Source organism: Pseudomonas sp. ICMP 460 (assembly GCF_002723595.1).
Taxonomy (GTDB): domain Bacteria; phylum Pseudomonadota; class Gammaproteobacteria; order Pseudomonadales; family Pseudomonadaceae; genus Aquipseudomonas; species Aquipseudomonas kitaguniensis.
In genome coordinates this window covers 173,332-188,933 of sequence record NZ_LKBR01000013.1, presented here as the reverse complement: position 1 = coordinate 188,933, position 15,602 = coordinate 173,332, and the positions used below count along the sequence as shown (strand labels likewise).

The following is a 15,602-nucleotide window of genomic DNA, read 5'->3' as shown; positions in this document are numbered from 1 at the left end:
ACTCCTTATTGAACGGCTTTAGGCGGCGCCATGGGATCGGCCGGCAAGGTAAAAGAACGCAGATCAATCGTCGGCGCGCCATCGGCGCCCAAACGGTGATCCAGAATAAGCAGTTTGGCGTGGGCCAAGCCTTGGCTCAGTTGGCCGAAATACTGTTCCAGCAAAAAGGCTTGGCCAGCCGCGGCGTAGGCCTTTTGTTCGGCGCTAAAACGCAGGTCAGCCGCTTGCGCGCCGGCATTTACTTCGCGTGCGCCGGCCAGCGCCTGGTCGCGGGCGGTGCTGGCTTGCAGCAAGGCTTGGTTGGTTTGCTCGCTGGCGGCACCGCGTTCACGCGAGATCAGCGCCTGGGCGCCAATCTGCGCGGCCTGCACGGCGTGATAAGCGTTGGCGGCGCCGGCCGGTGGGTGAATGGCTTCCACCACCGTGGCCAGAATTTCTACACCGCTGTCGAGTTTTTGCAGGTCCGCCTGCACCGCTCGGCCAACCTCGTCAGCCAAGCGCGTGCGTTGTTCGCCGAGCAATTGGTCGAGGGTGCGCGAGGCAAAGTCGTGCACCAGAATGCGGCTGGCGGTGCTGCGAATCAGCGTCGGTACATCCGCGCTGTTGTACGTGGCGGCGAGCGCGGCCTGGTCGGTGAGGCCGATGCGGTAGACGAAACGCACGTCCATATTGACGATTTGGAAGCTCTGTTTGTCGCCACTGCTACTGGCAATCACCTGGGATTTTTCGTTCACATGGCTGGCGTCCCACAACCGGTTGGCGATCAGCGGCGCCGGGCCTTCAGCAGTCGCCAGCTCTTGCGTTGCAGCCTCGCTGACACTGGTAGCGAGCTCATGCACCACGCCATTTTCCACGTTTAACACGCGGCCCAAAGGCCATGGCAGCCCGGTATGCAGGCCAGGGCCGAAAACTTCCACCGGCTTGCCAAAGCGCTCATAAATCCCACGACCTTGCAGGGGCACTTCGTGCACGCCGGTCAGCGCCCAGCCTACGGCCAGCACCACCAGCAGCACGGGCAGGAAGGCCCGGCGCATGTAGGTGAACGCCCAAATCTGCCGCAAGTCGATGCCGAAGCGGTTATGCAATTCATGCTGCAGCGCCAGCAACGGTTGTGGCGGCCAGCGCAGCAGCCCGGCGATAAAGCTTTGCGCCATCAAGCGTGGTTCAAGGCGCGGCTGGCGCGGGCTGAACAGTGACAGCGCGGCCCTTAACAGGAACTCCAGCGCCACCAGCGCGGGCAATAGCCCGATCAGTGTCGCCAGGCGCAGCGGCCAAACGGATTGCTCACCGGCAAACAGCAAGCAGACCGCGCTGACCACCAGGCACACAATCGCCACTCGGCTCAGTTGCGCCAACGGCGAGGCTTCCGGCCATTGGGCGGCGGTTTCCTGAGCCAGGCGGCGCTCAAACACCAGCAAGCCAAACGCCAAGGCCAGGGCCAGCGCGGCGCCGATGCTTGCAGACTGGCCGACCGCCGCCGCCGGCAAGGCCAGGTTCCAGAACTCGATAATGCTGACCAACGCGAGCAACGACCAGCCGCCGAGCCACAGCACCGGCGCGCCAATCTGTGCCAACACACGGCTGCCGAATCGGCCGGCAAAACGCGCGTACCCGCCCGTGGCCTCAAGCGGCTGTTCGATCAATTCAGCCGCTGGCCCTTCCAACGCCTGAGCGCGCCAATCGGCGACCCACCACGCGGACTGCAACCCGGCCACCAGCACCAACAAGGCCGAGGCACAATTGATCAGCACCACCGGCCAAATCGACAGTGGCGCAAACAGCGCGACAAACAAGGCCAACACCCAGCCGCAAACGGCCAAGGCAGTCAGGCTGATGCCGGCTTGCCGCAATCGACGGGCATGGAACACTCCTTGCTGAAAACGCGGCAGGCCTTCAATTGAAGCGCCGTCAGCTTCTAAATCCACTTGCATCCACTCAACGCCCGCTTGCAAACAATTGGTTACGATATAACACGCAGCGTGAAATTTTTGTTCGACAGCAACCGTTTGAACACTGCACAAATCGCCCGCATTTAATCGGCTGCGCATCCAGGACCGTGACGACACCCCCAGAAACACGAGCCATCACTGGTGCAGGCACGGATTAGTCGGCACACTCCGCGGAGTATTTCGCGGGTCCACGGACAAGGAAGCGTCACCTCCCATGATTTCGATCTATCAACTCAAGCCACGCTTTCAAAACCTGCTGCACCCGCTGGTGCAGCGCCTCTACGAAAACGGCACCACCGCCAACCAGATCACCGTGCTGGCCGGGGTTATTTCGCTGCTGGTCGGCCTGCTGATAGCCGGCTTCGCCCAACACCTGTGGCTGTTCGCGCTGATCCCGGTGTGGATGGTGCTGCGCATGGCGCTCAACGCCGTCGACGGCATGCTCGCCCGCGAGTTCGGCCAACAGTCGCGTCTGGGCGCCTACCTGAATGAACTGTGTGACGTGATCGCCGACAGCGCGCTGATCCTGCCGTTTGCGCTCATCCCCGGCGTGAGCCTGGCGCCGGTGCTGCTGGTAACGCTGCTCGCCGTGTTCAGTGAATACGCCGGCGTGCTCGGGCCAATGGTTGGCGCTTCACGCCGCTATGACGGGCCGATGGGCAAGAGTGATCGCGCGTTTGTACTCGGCGTGCTGGCCACCGGCGTGGCGTTGGGCTGGCTCGGCGCCGTTTGGGTGGACACGGTGATGTGGCTGGTCGCCGCCCTGCTCGCCTACACCGTGGTCAATCGCGTGCGCCAAGGCCTCAAAGAAGAACAAAAAACCTCCCCTTCTGCATAAGGATTTTGCGATGCGCGAACAGCAAGAGCACACCTTCAGTACCCACGATGGCGTCGAGCTTTTCTACCGGCACTGGCCGGCCACCGCTGCACCTGGCGATGCGCCGCGCAAGGCGATCCTGCTGTTCCATCGCGGTCACGAACACTCGGGGCGCATTGCCCACCTGGTCGATGAACTCGACCTTGCGCAATTCGACTTCTTCGCCTGGGACGCGCGTGGCCACGGCCAATCCCCCGGCGCGCGCGGTGACAGCCCAAGCTTCGCCACCAGCGTGCGTGACGTGCAAACCTTTCGCGATCACATCGGCGCCGCCTACGGCATCGAAGAAGCCAATTGCGCCGTCATCGCCCAAAGCGTCGGCGCAGTCATCGCGGCCACCTGGGTGCACGACTACGCACCGAAAATTCGCGCGCTGGTGCTTGCTTCCCCGGCGTTCAAGGTCAAGCTTTACGTGCCGTTCGCCCGCCCTGGCCTGGCACTGATGCGCACGTTTCGTGGCAATTTTTTCGTCAACAGTTACGTCAAAGCCAAGTTCCTCAGCCATGACCCGCAGCGCGTGGCGTCCTACGACAACGACCCGCTGATCACCAAAGCCATCTCGGTGAATGTGCTGCTCGGCTTGTACGAAGCGGCCGACCGGGTGGTAGCCGACGCGCAGGCGATTCAGGTGCCGACACAACTGCTGGTCTCCGGCTCCGACTTTGTGGTGCACCGCAAACCCCAACAGCAGTTTTTCGACCGCCTCGGCAGCCTGAAAAAAGAGCTGCACATCCTGCCCGGGTTCTTCCACGACACCCTCGGCGAACGCGACCGCGCGGTGGCCGTGAACAGCGCCAGGCGTTTTATCCTGCAAAACTTCGCACAGCCGCTGGACCGCGCCTCTTTGCTCGACGCCGACAAACTGGGCGCCACCTGCGCCGAATCCGAATCACTGGCCGCGCCGCTGCCGCGCAATTCGCTGCGCGACCTGTACTGGCGTATGACCCGCGCCAGCATGGGTTTGGGCAAAAGCCTTTCGGCCGGGGTGAAGTTGGGCTTCGACACCGGCTTCGACTCCGGCAGCACCCTCGATTACGTGTACCGCAACACACCCACAGGCAAAGGCGGGCTGGGGCGAATGATCGACGCCAACTACCTCAACTCCATCGGCTGGCGTGGCATTCGCCAGCGCAAGCTGAACGTCGAAGAACTGCTGCGCCTGGCCATGACCCGGTTGCGCGCAGACGACCGCGACGTGCGCATTGTAGATATTGCCGCAGGCCACGGGCGCTACATTCTCGAAGCGTTGCAGGGCGTGTCGCCGCTGCCGGAATCAATCCTGCTGCGCGACTACAGCGACATCAACGTACGCGATGGCAGCGCGCTGATCCGCGAGAAAGGCCTGGGGGACGTCGCAGAGTTCGTCAAAGGCGACGCGTTTGATCGCGCGGACCTGGCGGCACTGAACCCCAAACCGAGCCTGGCGGTGGTGTCCGGGCTGTATGAGTTGTTTGCCGATAACGGCATGGTCGGTGGCTCGTTGGCCGGTCTTGCCGAAGCGGTGGAGCCCGGCGGTTATCTGGTCTACACCGGCCAGCCATGGCACCCGCAGTTGGAATTGATCGCCCGTGCGTTGACCAGCCATCGCCAGGGCCAAGCCTGGGTGATGCGCCGTCGCAGCCAGGCAGAAATGGATCAACTGGTCGAAGCAGCGGGCTTTCGCAAGATCACCCAGCGCGTGGATGAGTGGGGCATTTTCACTGTGTCCCTGGCACAGAAGATCTGAGCATGCGCGAACCCGGTTTATTAAAACCCGCTGTCCTGTGGCTGCTGCTGTTGGCTCCGCTGTTTTTCAGCACCTACGGGTTTGCCACTTGGGTGACCAGCCAGCGCAGCGACGTGGGTACGCTGGTGTTCGGCTGGGAACGCCATATGCCGTTCCTGGCCTGGACCATCGTGCCCTACTGGTCCATCGATTTGCTTTACGGCTTCTCCCTGCTGCTGCCCAATAGTCGCCATGCGCTGAAACAACACGCGCTGCGCCTGCTGAGCGCTCAAGTAATCGCCGTGAGCTGTTTCTTGATCTGGCCGCTGCGTTTCACTTTCGAGCGGCCCGAGCTGGACGGCGTGTTTGGCTGGCTGTTTGCGGTGCTGGCGGGTTTTGACAAGCCGTTCAATCAAGCGCCGTCGTTGCATATCGCGCTGCTGGTCATCCTGTGGGTGGTTTACCAGCGCCACACCCAAGGCTTTTGGCGTTGGGTGGTGCATGGCTGGTTTGCGTTGATCGGTGTTTCAGTGCTGACCACTTATCAACATCACTTTATCGACTTACCCACAGGTGCACTCGCAGGCTGGCTGTGTGTGTGGTTATGGCCGATGGAACATCCGAGCCCGCTGCTGAATGCGCGGCGCACGCGCGATTCAAAGCGCTGGCGCTTGGGCGCACGCTACGGTCTGGGCGCCTTGGCGTTGTTGATTCTCGCCTTGGCGCTCGGCGGCGGGTGGCTGTGGCTGCTTTGGCCGGCAGCGTCGCTTGGCCTGATCACCGCCAATTATTGCGTACTCGGTGCGTGGGGCTTTCAGAAGCGTGCCGACGGTCGGCTGACCCCCGCCGCTCGCTGGCTGTATGCGCCTTACCTGGCTGCGGCCTGGGTTAACTCGCGGCTGTGGACGCGACACCACCCACAGCCCGACCGGATTGTGGATAACGTTTGGCTGGGTCGACTGCCTGCGCCAAGCGAGCAAGGCTCATTCAACGCTATCGTAGACCTCTGCGCCGAATTGCCGATTAATCCACAGGGCCGCGCTTATCACAGTATCCCTGTGCTGGACCTGATCGCGCCGACGCCTGCCGAATGCCTGCAAGCTGCGCAGGCCATCGAACGCCTGCGTTCAAACGGGCCGTTACTCGTGTGTTGCGCGCTTGGTTACTCGCGCAGCGCCACTGCCGTCGCCGCCTGGCTGCTGCACAGCGGCCGCGCCGCCACAATTGATCAGGCGTTGACTATTATTCGTACAGCACGGGCCAATGTGGTCCTGCATCCCGCTCACCGCGAAGCCTTGGAGGGCTTACCCAATGCCCGCTGATATGGAACTCCAGGTGGTTGCCAGCCTGCTGCGTCGTGGTCGTTCACTGGATCAGTTATCCACAGGCCTGACCCTACTCGGCGTGTTATTCGGCCTGGCCCAATTGCTGATGGCGAGTATTTCGAGCATCTGCCTGCTACTCGCCCTGTGGATGATTATTCTGGGGCTGCTGCAAAAATACTGGGCGCTGCGGGTGGCGTTTGATGCCGACCTGTTCGCCCTGCTGGCCCGCGACACCGAACGCACCGCCGACCTCGACCAGGCCTTGCAAACCCTTGGCCTGCAATCGGCCAAGCGTGCTGGCAGGCCGTGGACCGAACGCCGTCGCGGCGCCCTCAAACTGCTGCGCAAGCAAGCCTGGCTGCTCGGTGCGCAAGTGCTGCTGACCGTGGCCGTGATTTTCGCCAGCCCTTGGCTACCTTTCGCCGGATAAGGAAATCCCATGTTCGAACCCGTGGTCGCCACGCTGATTACCTCAATGGCCCGCACCGTCACCGGCGCCCGCAGCCTATGGTTGGGCTGCGCGCCAGTGCCGGTACAACGTATCTATTTCGCCAACCACAGTAGCCACGGCGATTTTGTATTGCTGTGGGCGTCGTTACCGCAAAACCTGCGCAAATTCACGCGCCCGGTGGCCGGTAGCGATTACTGGAACAAAAGCGCCTTGCGTCGCTACATCATCAACCGCGTGTTTAACGGCGTGCTGATTGATCGCGAGCGCAAAGAGGCTGTGGATAACCCCTTGCAACCGATGCTTGCGGCGCTGGAGGGTGGCGACTCGCTGATTATCTTCCCAGAAGGTACACGCAACCTTGAAGAAGGCTTGCTGCCGTTCAAAAGCGGTCTGTATCACTTGGCAAAAAGTTACCCACAGGCTGAACTGATCCCGGTATGGATCGCCAACCTTAACCGCGTCATGCCCAAAGGCCGCGTACTGCCGCTGCCGTTGCTGTGCACCACCAGCTTCGGCGCGCCGCTGCAACTGGAAGAAGGCGAAGACAAAGCCGTGTTTCTTCAACGCACACGCGATGCCCTGCTTGCCCTCGCCCCGGAGCTTGTCTGACATGGATAGCCAAACCCTGATGTTGTTCGGCGGGATCGGCGCGATCCTGATACTCGCCTCGCTGATCGGCCTGATCCTCAAGCTGCGCACCCGTGGCACGCCGAATGCGGTGATCGACAACCTCAACGCGCGTATCAACGCGTGGTGGGTGATGGTGGTGGTGATCGGCATTGCCTTCTGGCTCGGCACTGCCGCGGTAATCCTGCTGTTCTACGCGGTGTCGTTCTACGCCCTGCGCGAATTCCTCACCCTCACACCCACGCGCCGCAGCGACTACCCGGCGCTGGTGGCCGCCTTTTACCTGGCGCTGCCGCTGCAATACCTGCTGATCTACGCCGACTGGTACGGGCTGTTCTCGATCTTCATCCCGGTGTACGTGTTCTTGCTGCTGCCGATCCTCGCCTCCCTCGGCGGCGACAGCACACACTTCCTCGAACGCGCCTCCAAAGTGCAGTGGGGCTTGATGATCGCGGTGTTCTGCGTGTCCTTCGTACCCGCCCTGCTCACACTCGACATCCCCGGTTACGAAGGCCGCAACCTGCTGCTGATCGCCTACCTGGTGATCGTGGTGCAACTGTCGGACGTGTTGCAGTACGTGTGCGGCAAGCTGTTCGGCAAACACAAGATTGCGCCCAACCTGTCGCCGTCCAAAACCGTCGAAGGCTTCCTCGGCGGAATTCTGCTGTCATCGCTGATCGGCGCCGCGCTGTGGTGGACCACGCCGTTCAACCCGTGGCAGTCATTCCTGATCGCGCTGTTGATCAACCTGCTGGGTTTTGCCGGCGGCATTGTGATGTCGGCGATCAAGCGCGACCGTGGCGTGAAAGACTGGGGGCATATGATCGAGGGGCATGGCGGGATGCTGGACAGGCTGGATTCGGTGTGCTTTGCGGCGCCGATTTTCTTTCATCTTGTGCGCTACTGGTGGACCTGAACCTGGCCCCTAATCGGAGAGCTCCAGGTAGTGGGATTCCCCACCGCCTGTCGCGCCCGACAACCAGCCCCATACAAAACTCAGCGTGGTACGCCCGGCCTGATCAACGCCGACCGTGCCACGCGACCAACCGGCCAGCAACTCGCCCTCGTGGGTCAGGCATTGATAAAGCAGCTCGATGGTGTCAGGGCCGGTAACGCGCCCGACTTGGGTTCCCGCGCGAATTCGCCCGCCCTGGTAAGTACCAGAAATCGCATCACCCTCGACACGGTAGTGAAACACCGTGCCAGCACCGGAAAGCCCGTGGGTGTTGGCGGCGACCGTAAATCGGCGGTTGTTCAAACGCTGGTGGAGTTGTGCGGGGGTTTGCATCGAAGTCGCATCCTTTCGCTGAGGCCTGGAGGCCAGTTGTGGTTGCCAACAACATAGTTTGACACAGCCCTTCTCGTAAATCGGGGCCTGTAGGATGACCCGGGATCCACACAACAGCAACATAGACTGACACAGACGGGTCGCACTTCAAATACGGGGCCCGATTGGTAACAACATAGATTGACACAACAGCGAGCGTTCATTCAGGCACGAAATATTATGTGAGCGCGACCGGTCACTCACCTGTGCGGAAATAGTCTTTTTTCAACACAGGCTCAGTGCGATGTCTAAATCCGTGCGCAACCTTCGACCGGTCCCCATCAGCACATAAACTGTGTTTTTTGTTCGAAATAAGCAGCCATGGGTGAAGGAAACACCCAGCGTTGTTCGGACCCAACCACCAGGCGGGAAGCGGCCTTTACTGTCTTGGATAACGGTCAAAGCGTAAACGAGAGCAGGTATTAGCTGTCTATCCGTAATGGCTTTTCGCTGACGTGTTGTAATGTCGAGATCCAATATTGCCCAATCAGCAACAAGACAATAGGCACGGGAAGGAAAATGCAGACTGGCGAGGGCCACAGCATCTGAGGTGGTAAGTTGGCACCCGTCTATTTTCTCACCCGCAGAAAGCACTGAGACAAAATCTGCCAGGTTCATTTGTACCTCCGGCCGATCAAAAAAAACTGATTCGAACGAGAAGCATCATTCAGCTTAGCTCCCAGCGACACACGAGGTTCCTATGCCGACCACTGGGCCATTTTACAGCTGGTCCGCCTTCTCCCCTCATCCCACTGAACGGGATGATTTCTATCTAGCTGTCACCAGATAAAGTGGTTTACGCCAGTACCCGGCTATGCCATTGCCGTGCTTGAACCTTACCTCGCGGTAGGTTCCGATGTGGGTGAAACCTAGTGCTTCATGGATGCCCGTGCATGCCGTATTCGGCAAGGCGACGCGGGCATAGGCGCATGAAATCCATGTTACTCAAGGAGCGGTAGAAGCCGTTTGGCTGCGACTGAATCAAAATGACATGCCCTCAGACACTTGAATCAGCATTTCTTCGACTAGATGTGTGCCAAAGGTTGTAGTGGCCACCGCCGATGGGCTTTCTCCTAAAAAACGGGCTTTGGGTTTGGAAAGCCATTGTTTGGCCTTCCCTTTGTCACCGAAGATCACCTCGGCCATGGCGCTAATATGTGCAAACCGGAACAGGCGATCGCTCTCATGCAACGTTAAAAGCTGATTGGCTGACAGTTTTGTTTTAAGCGTTTTGGGTTGAATGATTCTGTCGCGTTCTTCGTCGCTGAGGGTTCCATCATCACAAAGCATTTTTATCAGGCTGACCGAGAAGCCAGCTACTATCATGTCGTGAATGTCCAGATCCGAAGCATTGACAGAGATATGAAGAAGCGTCTCCAGACGCATGCGGTAAGCATGATAGACATCCTGACTCAGGACGCCAGCAAACATGGGCCGCACTGATATTGTGTTGTGCACGGGCGTCAGCACTAATGTGCCATTCGCTACCGTTAGCTCCAGGTCGTCCCCAACACCTAACCCCATTTGGTCAAGCAACTCTTGAGGCAGATCAATGATGATGTCGCCAGTTCCGTCCTCAGTTTTCTGGGATTTTACTATCCAACGCTCAGTTTCATTCATGATCGTCCGGCCCTCATCCGCCATCAGAGAATGACACACATCATTATGGTTGGGCCCAAAGCTGACCAAAGGAACGCGCAATCCGCTGGTAGACAGGCACTGCCGCTGCTCGAACGCCGAGTAGCGAGTGAAACAGCAAAAATGGGGCAATGGCTATACCTGCCTTTCCACCTTCACATGGCTAAGAGCCTGAGCGTGATCAGTTAACTACACGAAAGGATATGACATGCACCCTGATGAGCTTTATGTTTCCGTCGACGTCGAGACTTCTGGGCCTATACCAGGCGAATACAGTCTGCTTTCCATTGGAGCTTGTCTTGTAGCCCAACCTGAAACGTCCATCTATCTTGAACTACAGCCTGACAGTCCGAAACACGACCCCGAAGCGCTGGCAGTATCGGGGCTGAGTCTGGAGAAGCTGGAGCGCGAGGGTCTCACTCCGCAACAGGCGATGCTGACATTTGATCAGTGGCTGAGATCGTCCTGCCAAACGGGGCAAAAGGTCATTTTCGTAGGACTCAATGCACCGTTTGACTGGTCATTCGTCAATTATTACTTCCACAAATACCTGGAAACCAACCCCTTTGGTTTTACCGCTATCGACATGAAGGCCTACTTTATGGGCGCTGTAGGTTGCAGCTGGAAGGAAACAAAATCATCCAAAATGACCGCTGCGCTGAAGCCACTCAGCGAACCGAACCATAACGCATTGGATGATGCCCGCTTTCAGGCAGAGCTCTTCGCCCTAATGCTAGCGGGTAACTATAAACGCTGACCTGCCTTCCACCGCACTGACTTGAAGTTCATCTGACCCAGGTTGCCTCAACATATCTGCCGTCCCTGAACGACCACGCCTTGATACCTTCTGGTTTTTCGGACTTGCCTACAATAATGGCTATTGGGTGCGGCAGATCCTGCGTGTAACGTGCAGCAAATTTGGAGAAACTACCGATGTCTGCCGGAGAGATCACCGGAACGGATTGGGGATGCGTATGCCAATAGCCCACCAGACGTAACCCTTGTTCGTTGGCAGCCTGGATCTCCTGACGGCACCGCGCCGCATCCAACTCTAGCCAAGACCAGCCTGACCGATCCGCGCGATGAGGCAACGTGGCCAAGGCCAGCAGCAAACCTTTCGGATCAACAGGGTTGACGAATAACTGTCCACCTCGCTCCACGCCAAAAAGGCCCTGCCGATGACTATCCAAGATGTCCGCGACAGCCTGGGACACCAATAGCTCGGAGTCCACCTCCGGCCATCGCCAGCGCCATGCGATATCCGTCATACCATTTCGTCCTTATCTTCCGGCCATCCGCGTTCGAGTAAGATTTGCTGCGTCCCCTCTGGCAGTTTGGGCCCATGGTATTGGCCTCCTAGGCTCAGCACATCTTCAGGCCTGTAAATGCTGCTGACCCAAGATGCAGTGGCGATCTTGCCGGTCAATGCGCGTAAGGCCGTGTGCGACACCATAGAGGCGATATTGGTCATTCCCAGCGAGCCGCCTGGGATAAAGCTCTCGCCACACGCGGGCAGTGGAACAACACCGCCTCCCGGCCACTCTGTAAATCTATGCAAAAAATCGCCGACGTCCGTGAACAACTGACGGCCATCAAAGGTGCCGGCTGGTGCGAATAGAGCATGGCCTACCTGGGTATACGGTTCGCTCCAGGCTTGTAAAAGCCCCCAAGGAGCGCCGCTGGATTTGGCTCGCCATACAGTGACCTCCGACTGCCAGTCTGCTGTCGTGATCACCACCAGATCTGCGTTATCGAACACTTCTGGTTTGCTACTCATCACTACTTCGGCAAAAGTCGAATAAGCGGTGCATTCTGTCGTCGGAAGATCTAACAGAATCTTGTCCCTCAACGCTGAGGCTTTCAGCCTCCCTAGGCTATCCGCTCCCAGAACGTGCCTCCCCAGATTGGCTGACACCAAAGTGTCAGGATCGATGAGGGTAAGGTGGCCGACACCGGATCGTGCCAATTGTATTGCCACCGTACTGCCTAATGAGCCAACGCCAACACAAACGACTCGAGCATTTTCAAGGTGCTGTGCAGTGCCGCTTATATCGCGGGACAGGATGGACGCTCGATCAAGCACATCCAGGGCAGTTGCTCGGACGAGCGCCGGAGGATGAGCATTTGCGATAGCTGGCCGCCGGCGAGCTGTACGCAAGCCAAACTTTGCCCCCCGCTCCTGCTGTACACCGAGCGAACGCACATTGAGACAATATGTTGGAGCATCTGCGCCTCCTGGAAGCTCCAGAACAATCCATCGACTCGCCAACGTTCCATGCAGCTCAAACCATGCCAGCAATTGCTCGGCATCGTCTGGTTGAAGGTGTGGCTTTAGCCACAGCAATAAATCTTCTGGATCCGGGGTGCGGATATCCGGATAAGTCTGAAGCTTGACGTAAAAACCGGGAGTTTCGGCCGCACGAATGACAGCAGAGCGCCCGACGACCCGTCGGTAATGCCCTTTGAGTGCAGCTACATTCGATGCTAACCAAACCGTTTCCTGACCGGATGGCACAGCTCGGCGCGGATCGCTGAGCGCAAACAACTGCGAGGCAGCCTGAGGTCGATCCAACAGTAAGAGGTTCTGGAATGACTGCCCGTGCTGAAACGACCAGTAGGTAGTGATCTCATTCTGAAATTCGATATCGCGTGTTGCCTGGTTTGATCCCATCTTGGACAACGAAACGATCTGGGCCAAGCGAGCAAGGCTGTCCTCTACCACGACCTCCGGGGAGCCCATGATGGGGCGTTCCTGAAAGCCATGAAGGCAAAGCCCCGACTTAGTGGCATGCGGCCAAACCAGCCATGGAGAGGGTTCGACGTTCAGCCGCAAGAGCCCGCGGGGAAAGTTGGAGGGGAAACCTATACGCAGTCGCCGCTCCTGCCCCGTGTAATCGATGGGCAAGGGGAAGTGAAAGCACGCCGCTTCGTCAGCCCGCATGGGTGCGGGCTGGAGCAATGCATCGGCAGCATCCTGACCTAGGGTGTTACGCAGTGCGGCGATTCCGCGCTGCAATGGTGTCTTAATAGGATCAGCCAAGGCGTCCAACTGGCTTTACGCTCGACTGAGAGGTTCCGCCACCGCTGGCCCCTCCGAAGAGCGAACCCATCGAAGCAGAGTTTCGAGTAGTGCCATCCGGTCGACCGGGCATCGTCCAATTCGCAGGGATTTCATTGTTCACTGCCGTGATGAACGCCGGCGCAATACCGAAGTTCTTTTTCACTGCCTCGGCAAAGGAGTCATTGGATTCAAAACTTTCCAAACCTAATGACACAGATGCACTGGCGTCCGCATGCCACTTGGCGAATGCCTGACGGTAGCCTTGCCCCTCGCCCGGTCGATTCCACTTCTCTGCAAAGTTTTCGCCGTTATCGGCAGGGTTGCAGACATAGCAGTCGCTACCTCTATGCGCGATGTGCTGCGGCATTCTGCGAACGATTTCCAAAATTGCATCGAGCGGTGCCAGAGGCTTCGACTGCGACTCCTTTACGACATCCAGGTATGCGTGCGTGGCTAGAGTGGTGATGACCGCAGATATTGGGCGAGTATCAGCGCTCCTTGTCTTGATGGCCCATTCATCGCGATGCCGCTTGAGCAGCTTAATGGTCGCACGCAGGGGATCTTGATCGATGTAATCCTGATAATGCGGCAAAGGATCTTGGGTCGCGGCATCAAGCATCCGCTGGCTTTTGGCAACCACTAAGCTTTCCAGAGAGATTTCCTGGGCGGAAGCGACCTGCAACCAATTCGAGTAAGGAATAGGGCTGCTCGCTTTCCATCCTGTGACTCGATCCGGAACCTCAAGCTTACCCTCGCCGTTTGCTTCGCCATTTCCGTTGATCGCCCGGGCAGGTGTGACATCGATGTGGAAACCTGGATTTTCGTCTGCATAAACGATTCGAATACCACGACGTAGTTGCTTAACTTCTTCCTGAACGCGGGAGCCTTCCCTAAAACGCTGCTCAATCGCCTCTAGAACTTCCTTCGCACCAGCGCCTTGAGCGTGAGGGAGCCAGATAATCGCGTCCGCATCAATGGTGTCCAGATCCGCAGGCGCGCCGGGAATTGGCTTAATGGTCGTTTTCAGCCGCATTGAGCCCTGAACGAAAATATGAGCCTCAGCGAGCAACGGATTGTCGGAAGCCGAGAGGATTTTTTCCAGTTGGGAGTAGCGGTCATTGATTTTTTCGTACTGCGCTTCCGACAGCGAGATCTCCCGCGCGGCGCGAAGCAGAAAATATTCCCAACTGCTGCGCTTGGTCTGTTCGTTGCTCAAAAGCATTACATAGCCTCCTGGGCCACGGGACCCAATTGCAGTGTTTGCGTAAACCGATCTTGGTTTTCTTTGTCCCGATCGAAGATCAGGTATGTATGTTGATGCTGTGTTGTGAGCAACGCGCCAAACTCGATGGCCAATGCCGCAGGAATGGCGGCGAAGACGTGGATGGGGTCAGGAGTCAGAGCCTCAAGCTGACTCAGTCGTATTTGAAGTGCGTCGCGAAAAGCATGAATCACCCGACGGTTCTGTACCATCGCGTAGCTTGGTTCTGGGATCGACAGCTCTGCAATACGTGCACCGGGTAGAGCGTCGGTCACGTCGCGTACTGGAACTTGCGCAGAAATGGAGAGCACCAACGCCAGTGGGCCATCGCCGTTGGGTGGAGGCGTAAACAGAAAACTAGGCGGCTCAGCAGACTGATCGGGCCAGCGCAAAAGATGCTCGCGATGAAAAGAGAAGATCAAGCGTTTGGAACGGTCGCCGATACTCTGGCCCAACATCATCAAGGCCGGAATGTCGGCCAAGCCGACTACTGCTAGCGCGGGCGAATCGCCATAAGTGCCGCCGCGACGCTTGAGTTGCTGCTCCAGCTCATACTGGACGCTGTCTTTGACGTTCTGCCAATAGGTAGTGTCCCTGCCACGTGGTCCGGGCGCAGCGAAGGCGATTTTGATGCCTTGATCGAAGGCGGTTAATCCCTCGGCGGACATCGCAGTCAACAGATCGCGAACGGGGATATCGTTGATCGTCTGAAAGTGCTGACTCTGGACGATGAGAGGAATGGCTCTGCCACCATCGGGGGTCGTTGCGGCGAGTCGGATGCGTTCAAGGTACGCTTGGTGCAAACCGCTCAGATCATTTTCAGGGTAGCCATCTGCGTCACGATCAATTTTGTCATGACAGCCTGGGCACAGGAGCATCAGGTTAGCAGTATCGTTAGTGTGCGCCTCAGCATCATGATCCGCGCGTCCCCGAGGCCCCTTGGGACTGGCGGGTAAGATATGCGCCACTTCGCCCCATTTCATTGGCTTGCCGGCACGATAGTCGAACGTTAGATCCGTACCGCACAGTTCACAATGACCAGCGGTCTGTGTCCATACGATCCGCTTCGTCTCATCATTCGTGTTAAAGCGCCCGCTCGCGGGCTTAGCGTCTTCTTTTTCTGCCATTTCGACCGACCCCCGAAAAACATCCATGATTGAAAACGATGATGGCAAGATAAGATCATATTAGGGTCATTCGTCCCGATTTCAAGAGAGATCTGAGGGTGACGAATGCTGAGTCGCCTTTTAGCAGGATGCTTTTTTGGCTCATCGAAAGGCGGGGGTGGCGGCGTTCGTTTTCTGGCAAGTGCTGGTGGGTAATGGCACTGACCACAGCGTATGTAGGACTGATGAAAACGAGCTGCGCAGCTCAAACGAGG

General features: G+C 58.3%; 15 protein-coding genes. 7 read left to right on the top strand and 8 right to left on the bottom strand.

What is annotated here, in order from left to right:
- Nucleotides 1–5 precede the first annotated feature (5 nt).
- On the bottom strand, nt 6–1,931 hold the full coding sequence (gene hflK, locus AO240_RS11560; protein ID WP_099236681.1) for a protease modulator HflK: 1,926 nt from the start codon (nt 1,929–1,931) through the stop codon (nt 6–8).
- Nucleotides 1,932–2,163: 232 nt separating this feature from the next.
- Between hflK and AO240_RS11555 the strand changes: the two genes are divergently transcribed.
- Genes AO240_RS11555 through AO240_RS11530 form a run of 6 tightly spaced genes read left to right on the top strand, consistent with a single transcriptional unit; the run spans nt 2,164 to nt 7,850 of the window.
- Entirely contained in the window at nt 2,164–2,787 is a 624-nt protein-coding gene (locus AO240_RS11555; protein ID WP_099236600.1) for a CDP-alcohol phosphatidyltransferase family protein, read from the top strand.
- A gap of 10 nt (nt 2,788–2,797) precedes the next feature.
- Nucleotides 2,798–4,552 (top strand): bifunctional alpha/beta hydrolase/class I SAM-dependent methyltransferase, encoded by a 1,755-nt coding sequence (locus AO240_RS11550; RefSeq protein WP_099236599.1) that lies wholly within the window; start codon nt 2,798–2,800, stop codon nt 4,550–4,552.
- A gap of 2 nt (nt 4,553–4,554) precedes the next feature.
- A complete protein-coding gene (locus tag AO240_RS11545; protein ID WP_099236598.1) occupies nt 4,555–5,853 on the top strand; it encodes a phosphatase PAP2/dual specificity phosphatase family protein in 1,299 nt (432 codons plus the stop codon).
- A complete protein-coding gene (locus AO240_RS11540) occupies nt 5,843–6,286 on the top strand; it encodes a hypothetical protein (RefSeq protein WP_099236597.1) in 444 nt (147 codons plus the stop codon). Before AO240_RS11545 ends, AO240_RS11540 begins: the two co-directional genes overlap by 11 nt.
- A gap of 9 nt (nt 6,287–6,295) precedes the next feature.
- Nucleotides 6,296–6,916, top strand: coding sequence for a 1-acyl-sn-glycerol-3-phosphate acyltransferase (locus AO240_RS11535; protein ID WP_099236596.1), 621 nt, complete (start codon nt 6,296–6,298; stop codon nt 6,914–6,916).
- A 1-nt stretch (nt 6,917) separates the two neighbouring features.
- Nucleotides 6,918–7,850, top strand: a complete 933-nt coding sequence (locus AO240_RS11530; RefSeq protein ID WP_099236595.1) for a phosphatidate cytidylyltransferase — start codon at nt 6,918–6,920, stop codon at nt 7,848–7,850.
- A 9-nt stretch (nt 7,851–7,859) separates the two neighbouring features.
- On the opposite strand, the gene AO240_RS11525 is transcribed toward AO240_RS11530, so the two are convergent.
- From AO240_RS11525 to AO240_RS11510, 3 genes are all read right to left on the bottom strand, one after another.
- Nucleotides 7,860–8,222 (bottom strand): hypothetical protein, encoded by a 363-nt coding sequence (locus AO240_RS11525; RefSeq protein ID WP_099236680.1) that lies wholly within the window; start codon nt 8,220–8,222, stop codon nt 7,860–7,862.
- A gap of 264 nt (nt 8,223–8,486) precedes the next feature.
- Nucleotides 8,487–8,879, bottom strand: coding sequence for a hypothetical protein (locus AO240_RS28360; protein ID WP_074321239.1), 393 nt, complete (start codon nt 8,877–8,879; stop codon nt 8,487–8,489).
- Between the two features lie 363 nt (nt 8,880–9,242).
- The gene (locus tag AO240_RS11510) at nt 9,243–9,881 is read right to left on the bottom strand and encodes an antitoxin Xre/MbcA/ParS toxin-binding domain-containing protein (protein WP_306533188.1); all 639 of its coding nucleotides are present in this window, start codon (nt 9,879–9,881) and stop codon (nt 9,243–9,245) included.
- 226 nt (nt 9,882–10,107) lie between these two features.
- Here AO240_RS11510 and AO240_RS11505 point away from each other — a divergent pair, with 226 nt between their 5' ends.
- Nucleotides 10,108–10,656 carry a 3'-5' exonuclease gene (locus tag AO240_RS11505; RefSeq protein WP_099236594.1) on the top strand — a complete coding sequence of 183 codons (549 nt, stop codon included), beginning with the start codon at nt 10,108–10,110 and terminating at the stop codon, nt 10,654–10,656.
- A 28-nt stretch (nt 10,657–10,684) separates the two neighbouring features.
- On the opposite strand, the gene AO240_RS11500 is transcribed toward AO240_RS11505, so the two are convergent.
- From AO240_RS11500 to AO240_RS11485, 4 genes are read right to left on the bottom strand one after another with little or no spacing between them, the layout of a single operon-like run.
- Nucleotides 10,685–11,167, bottom strand: a complete 483-nt coding sequence (locus AO240_RS11500; protein ID WP_019334922.1) for a Mov34/MPN/PAD-1 family protein — start codon at nt 11,165–11,167, stop codon at nt 10,685–10,687.
- Nucleotides 11,164–12,948 carry a ThiF family adenylyltransferase gene (locus tag AO240_RS11495; protein WP_019334921.1) on the bottom strand — a complete coding sequence of 595 codons (1,785 nt, stop codon included), beginning with the start codon at nt 12,946–12,948 and terminating at the stop codon, nt 11,164–11,166. Before AO240_RS11495 ends, AO240_RS11500 begins: the two co-directional genes overlap by 4 nt.
- Entirely contained in the window at nt 12,932–14,182 is a 1,251-nt protein-coding gene (locus AO240_RS11490) for a nucleotidyltransferase (RefSeq protein WP_019334920.1), read from the bottom strand. The genes AO240_RS11495 and AO240_RS11490 overlap by 17 nt, the downstream gene beginning before the upstream one ends.
- Nucleotides 14,182–15,348, bottom strand: coding sequence for an SAVED domain-containing protein (locus AO240_RS11485; protein ID WP_025992777.1), 1,167 nt, complete (start codon nt 15,346–15,348; stop codon nt 14,182–14,184). Before AO240_RS11485 ends, AO240_RS11490 begins: the two co-directional genes overlap by 1 nt.
- Between the last annotated feature and the right edge of the window lie 254 nt (nt 15,349–15,602).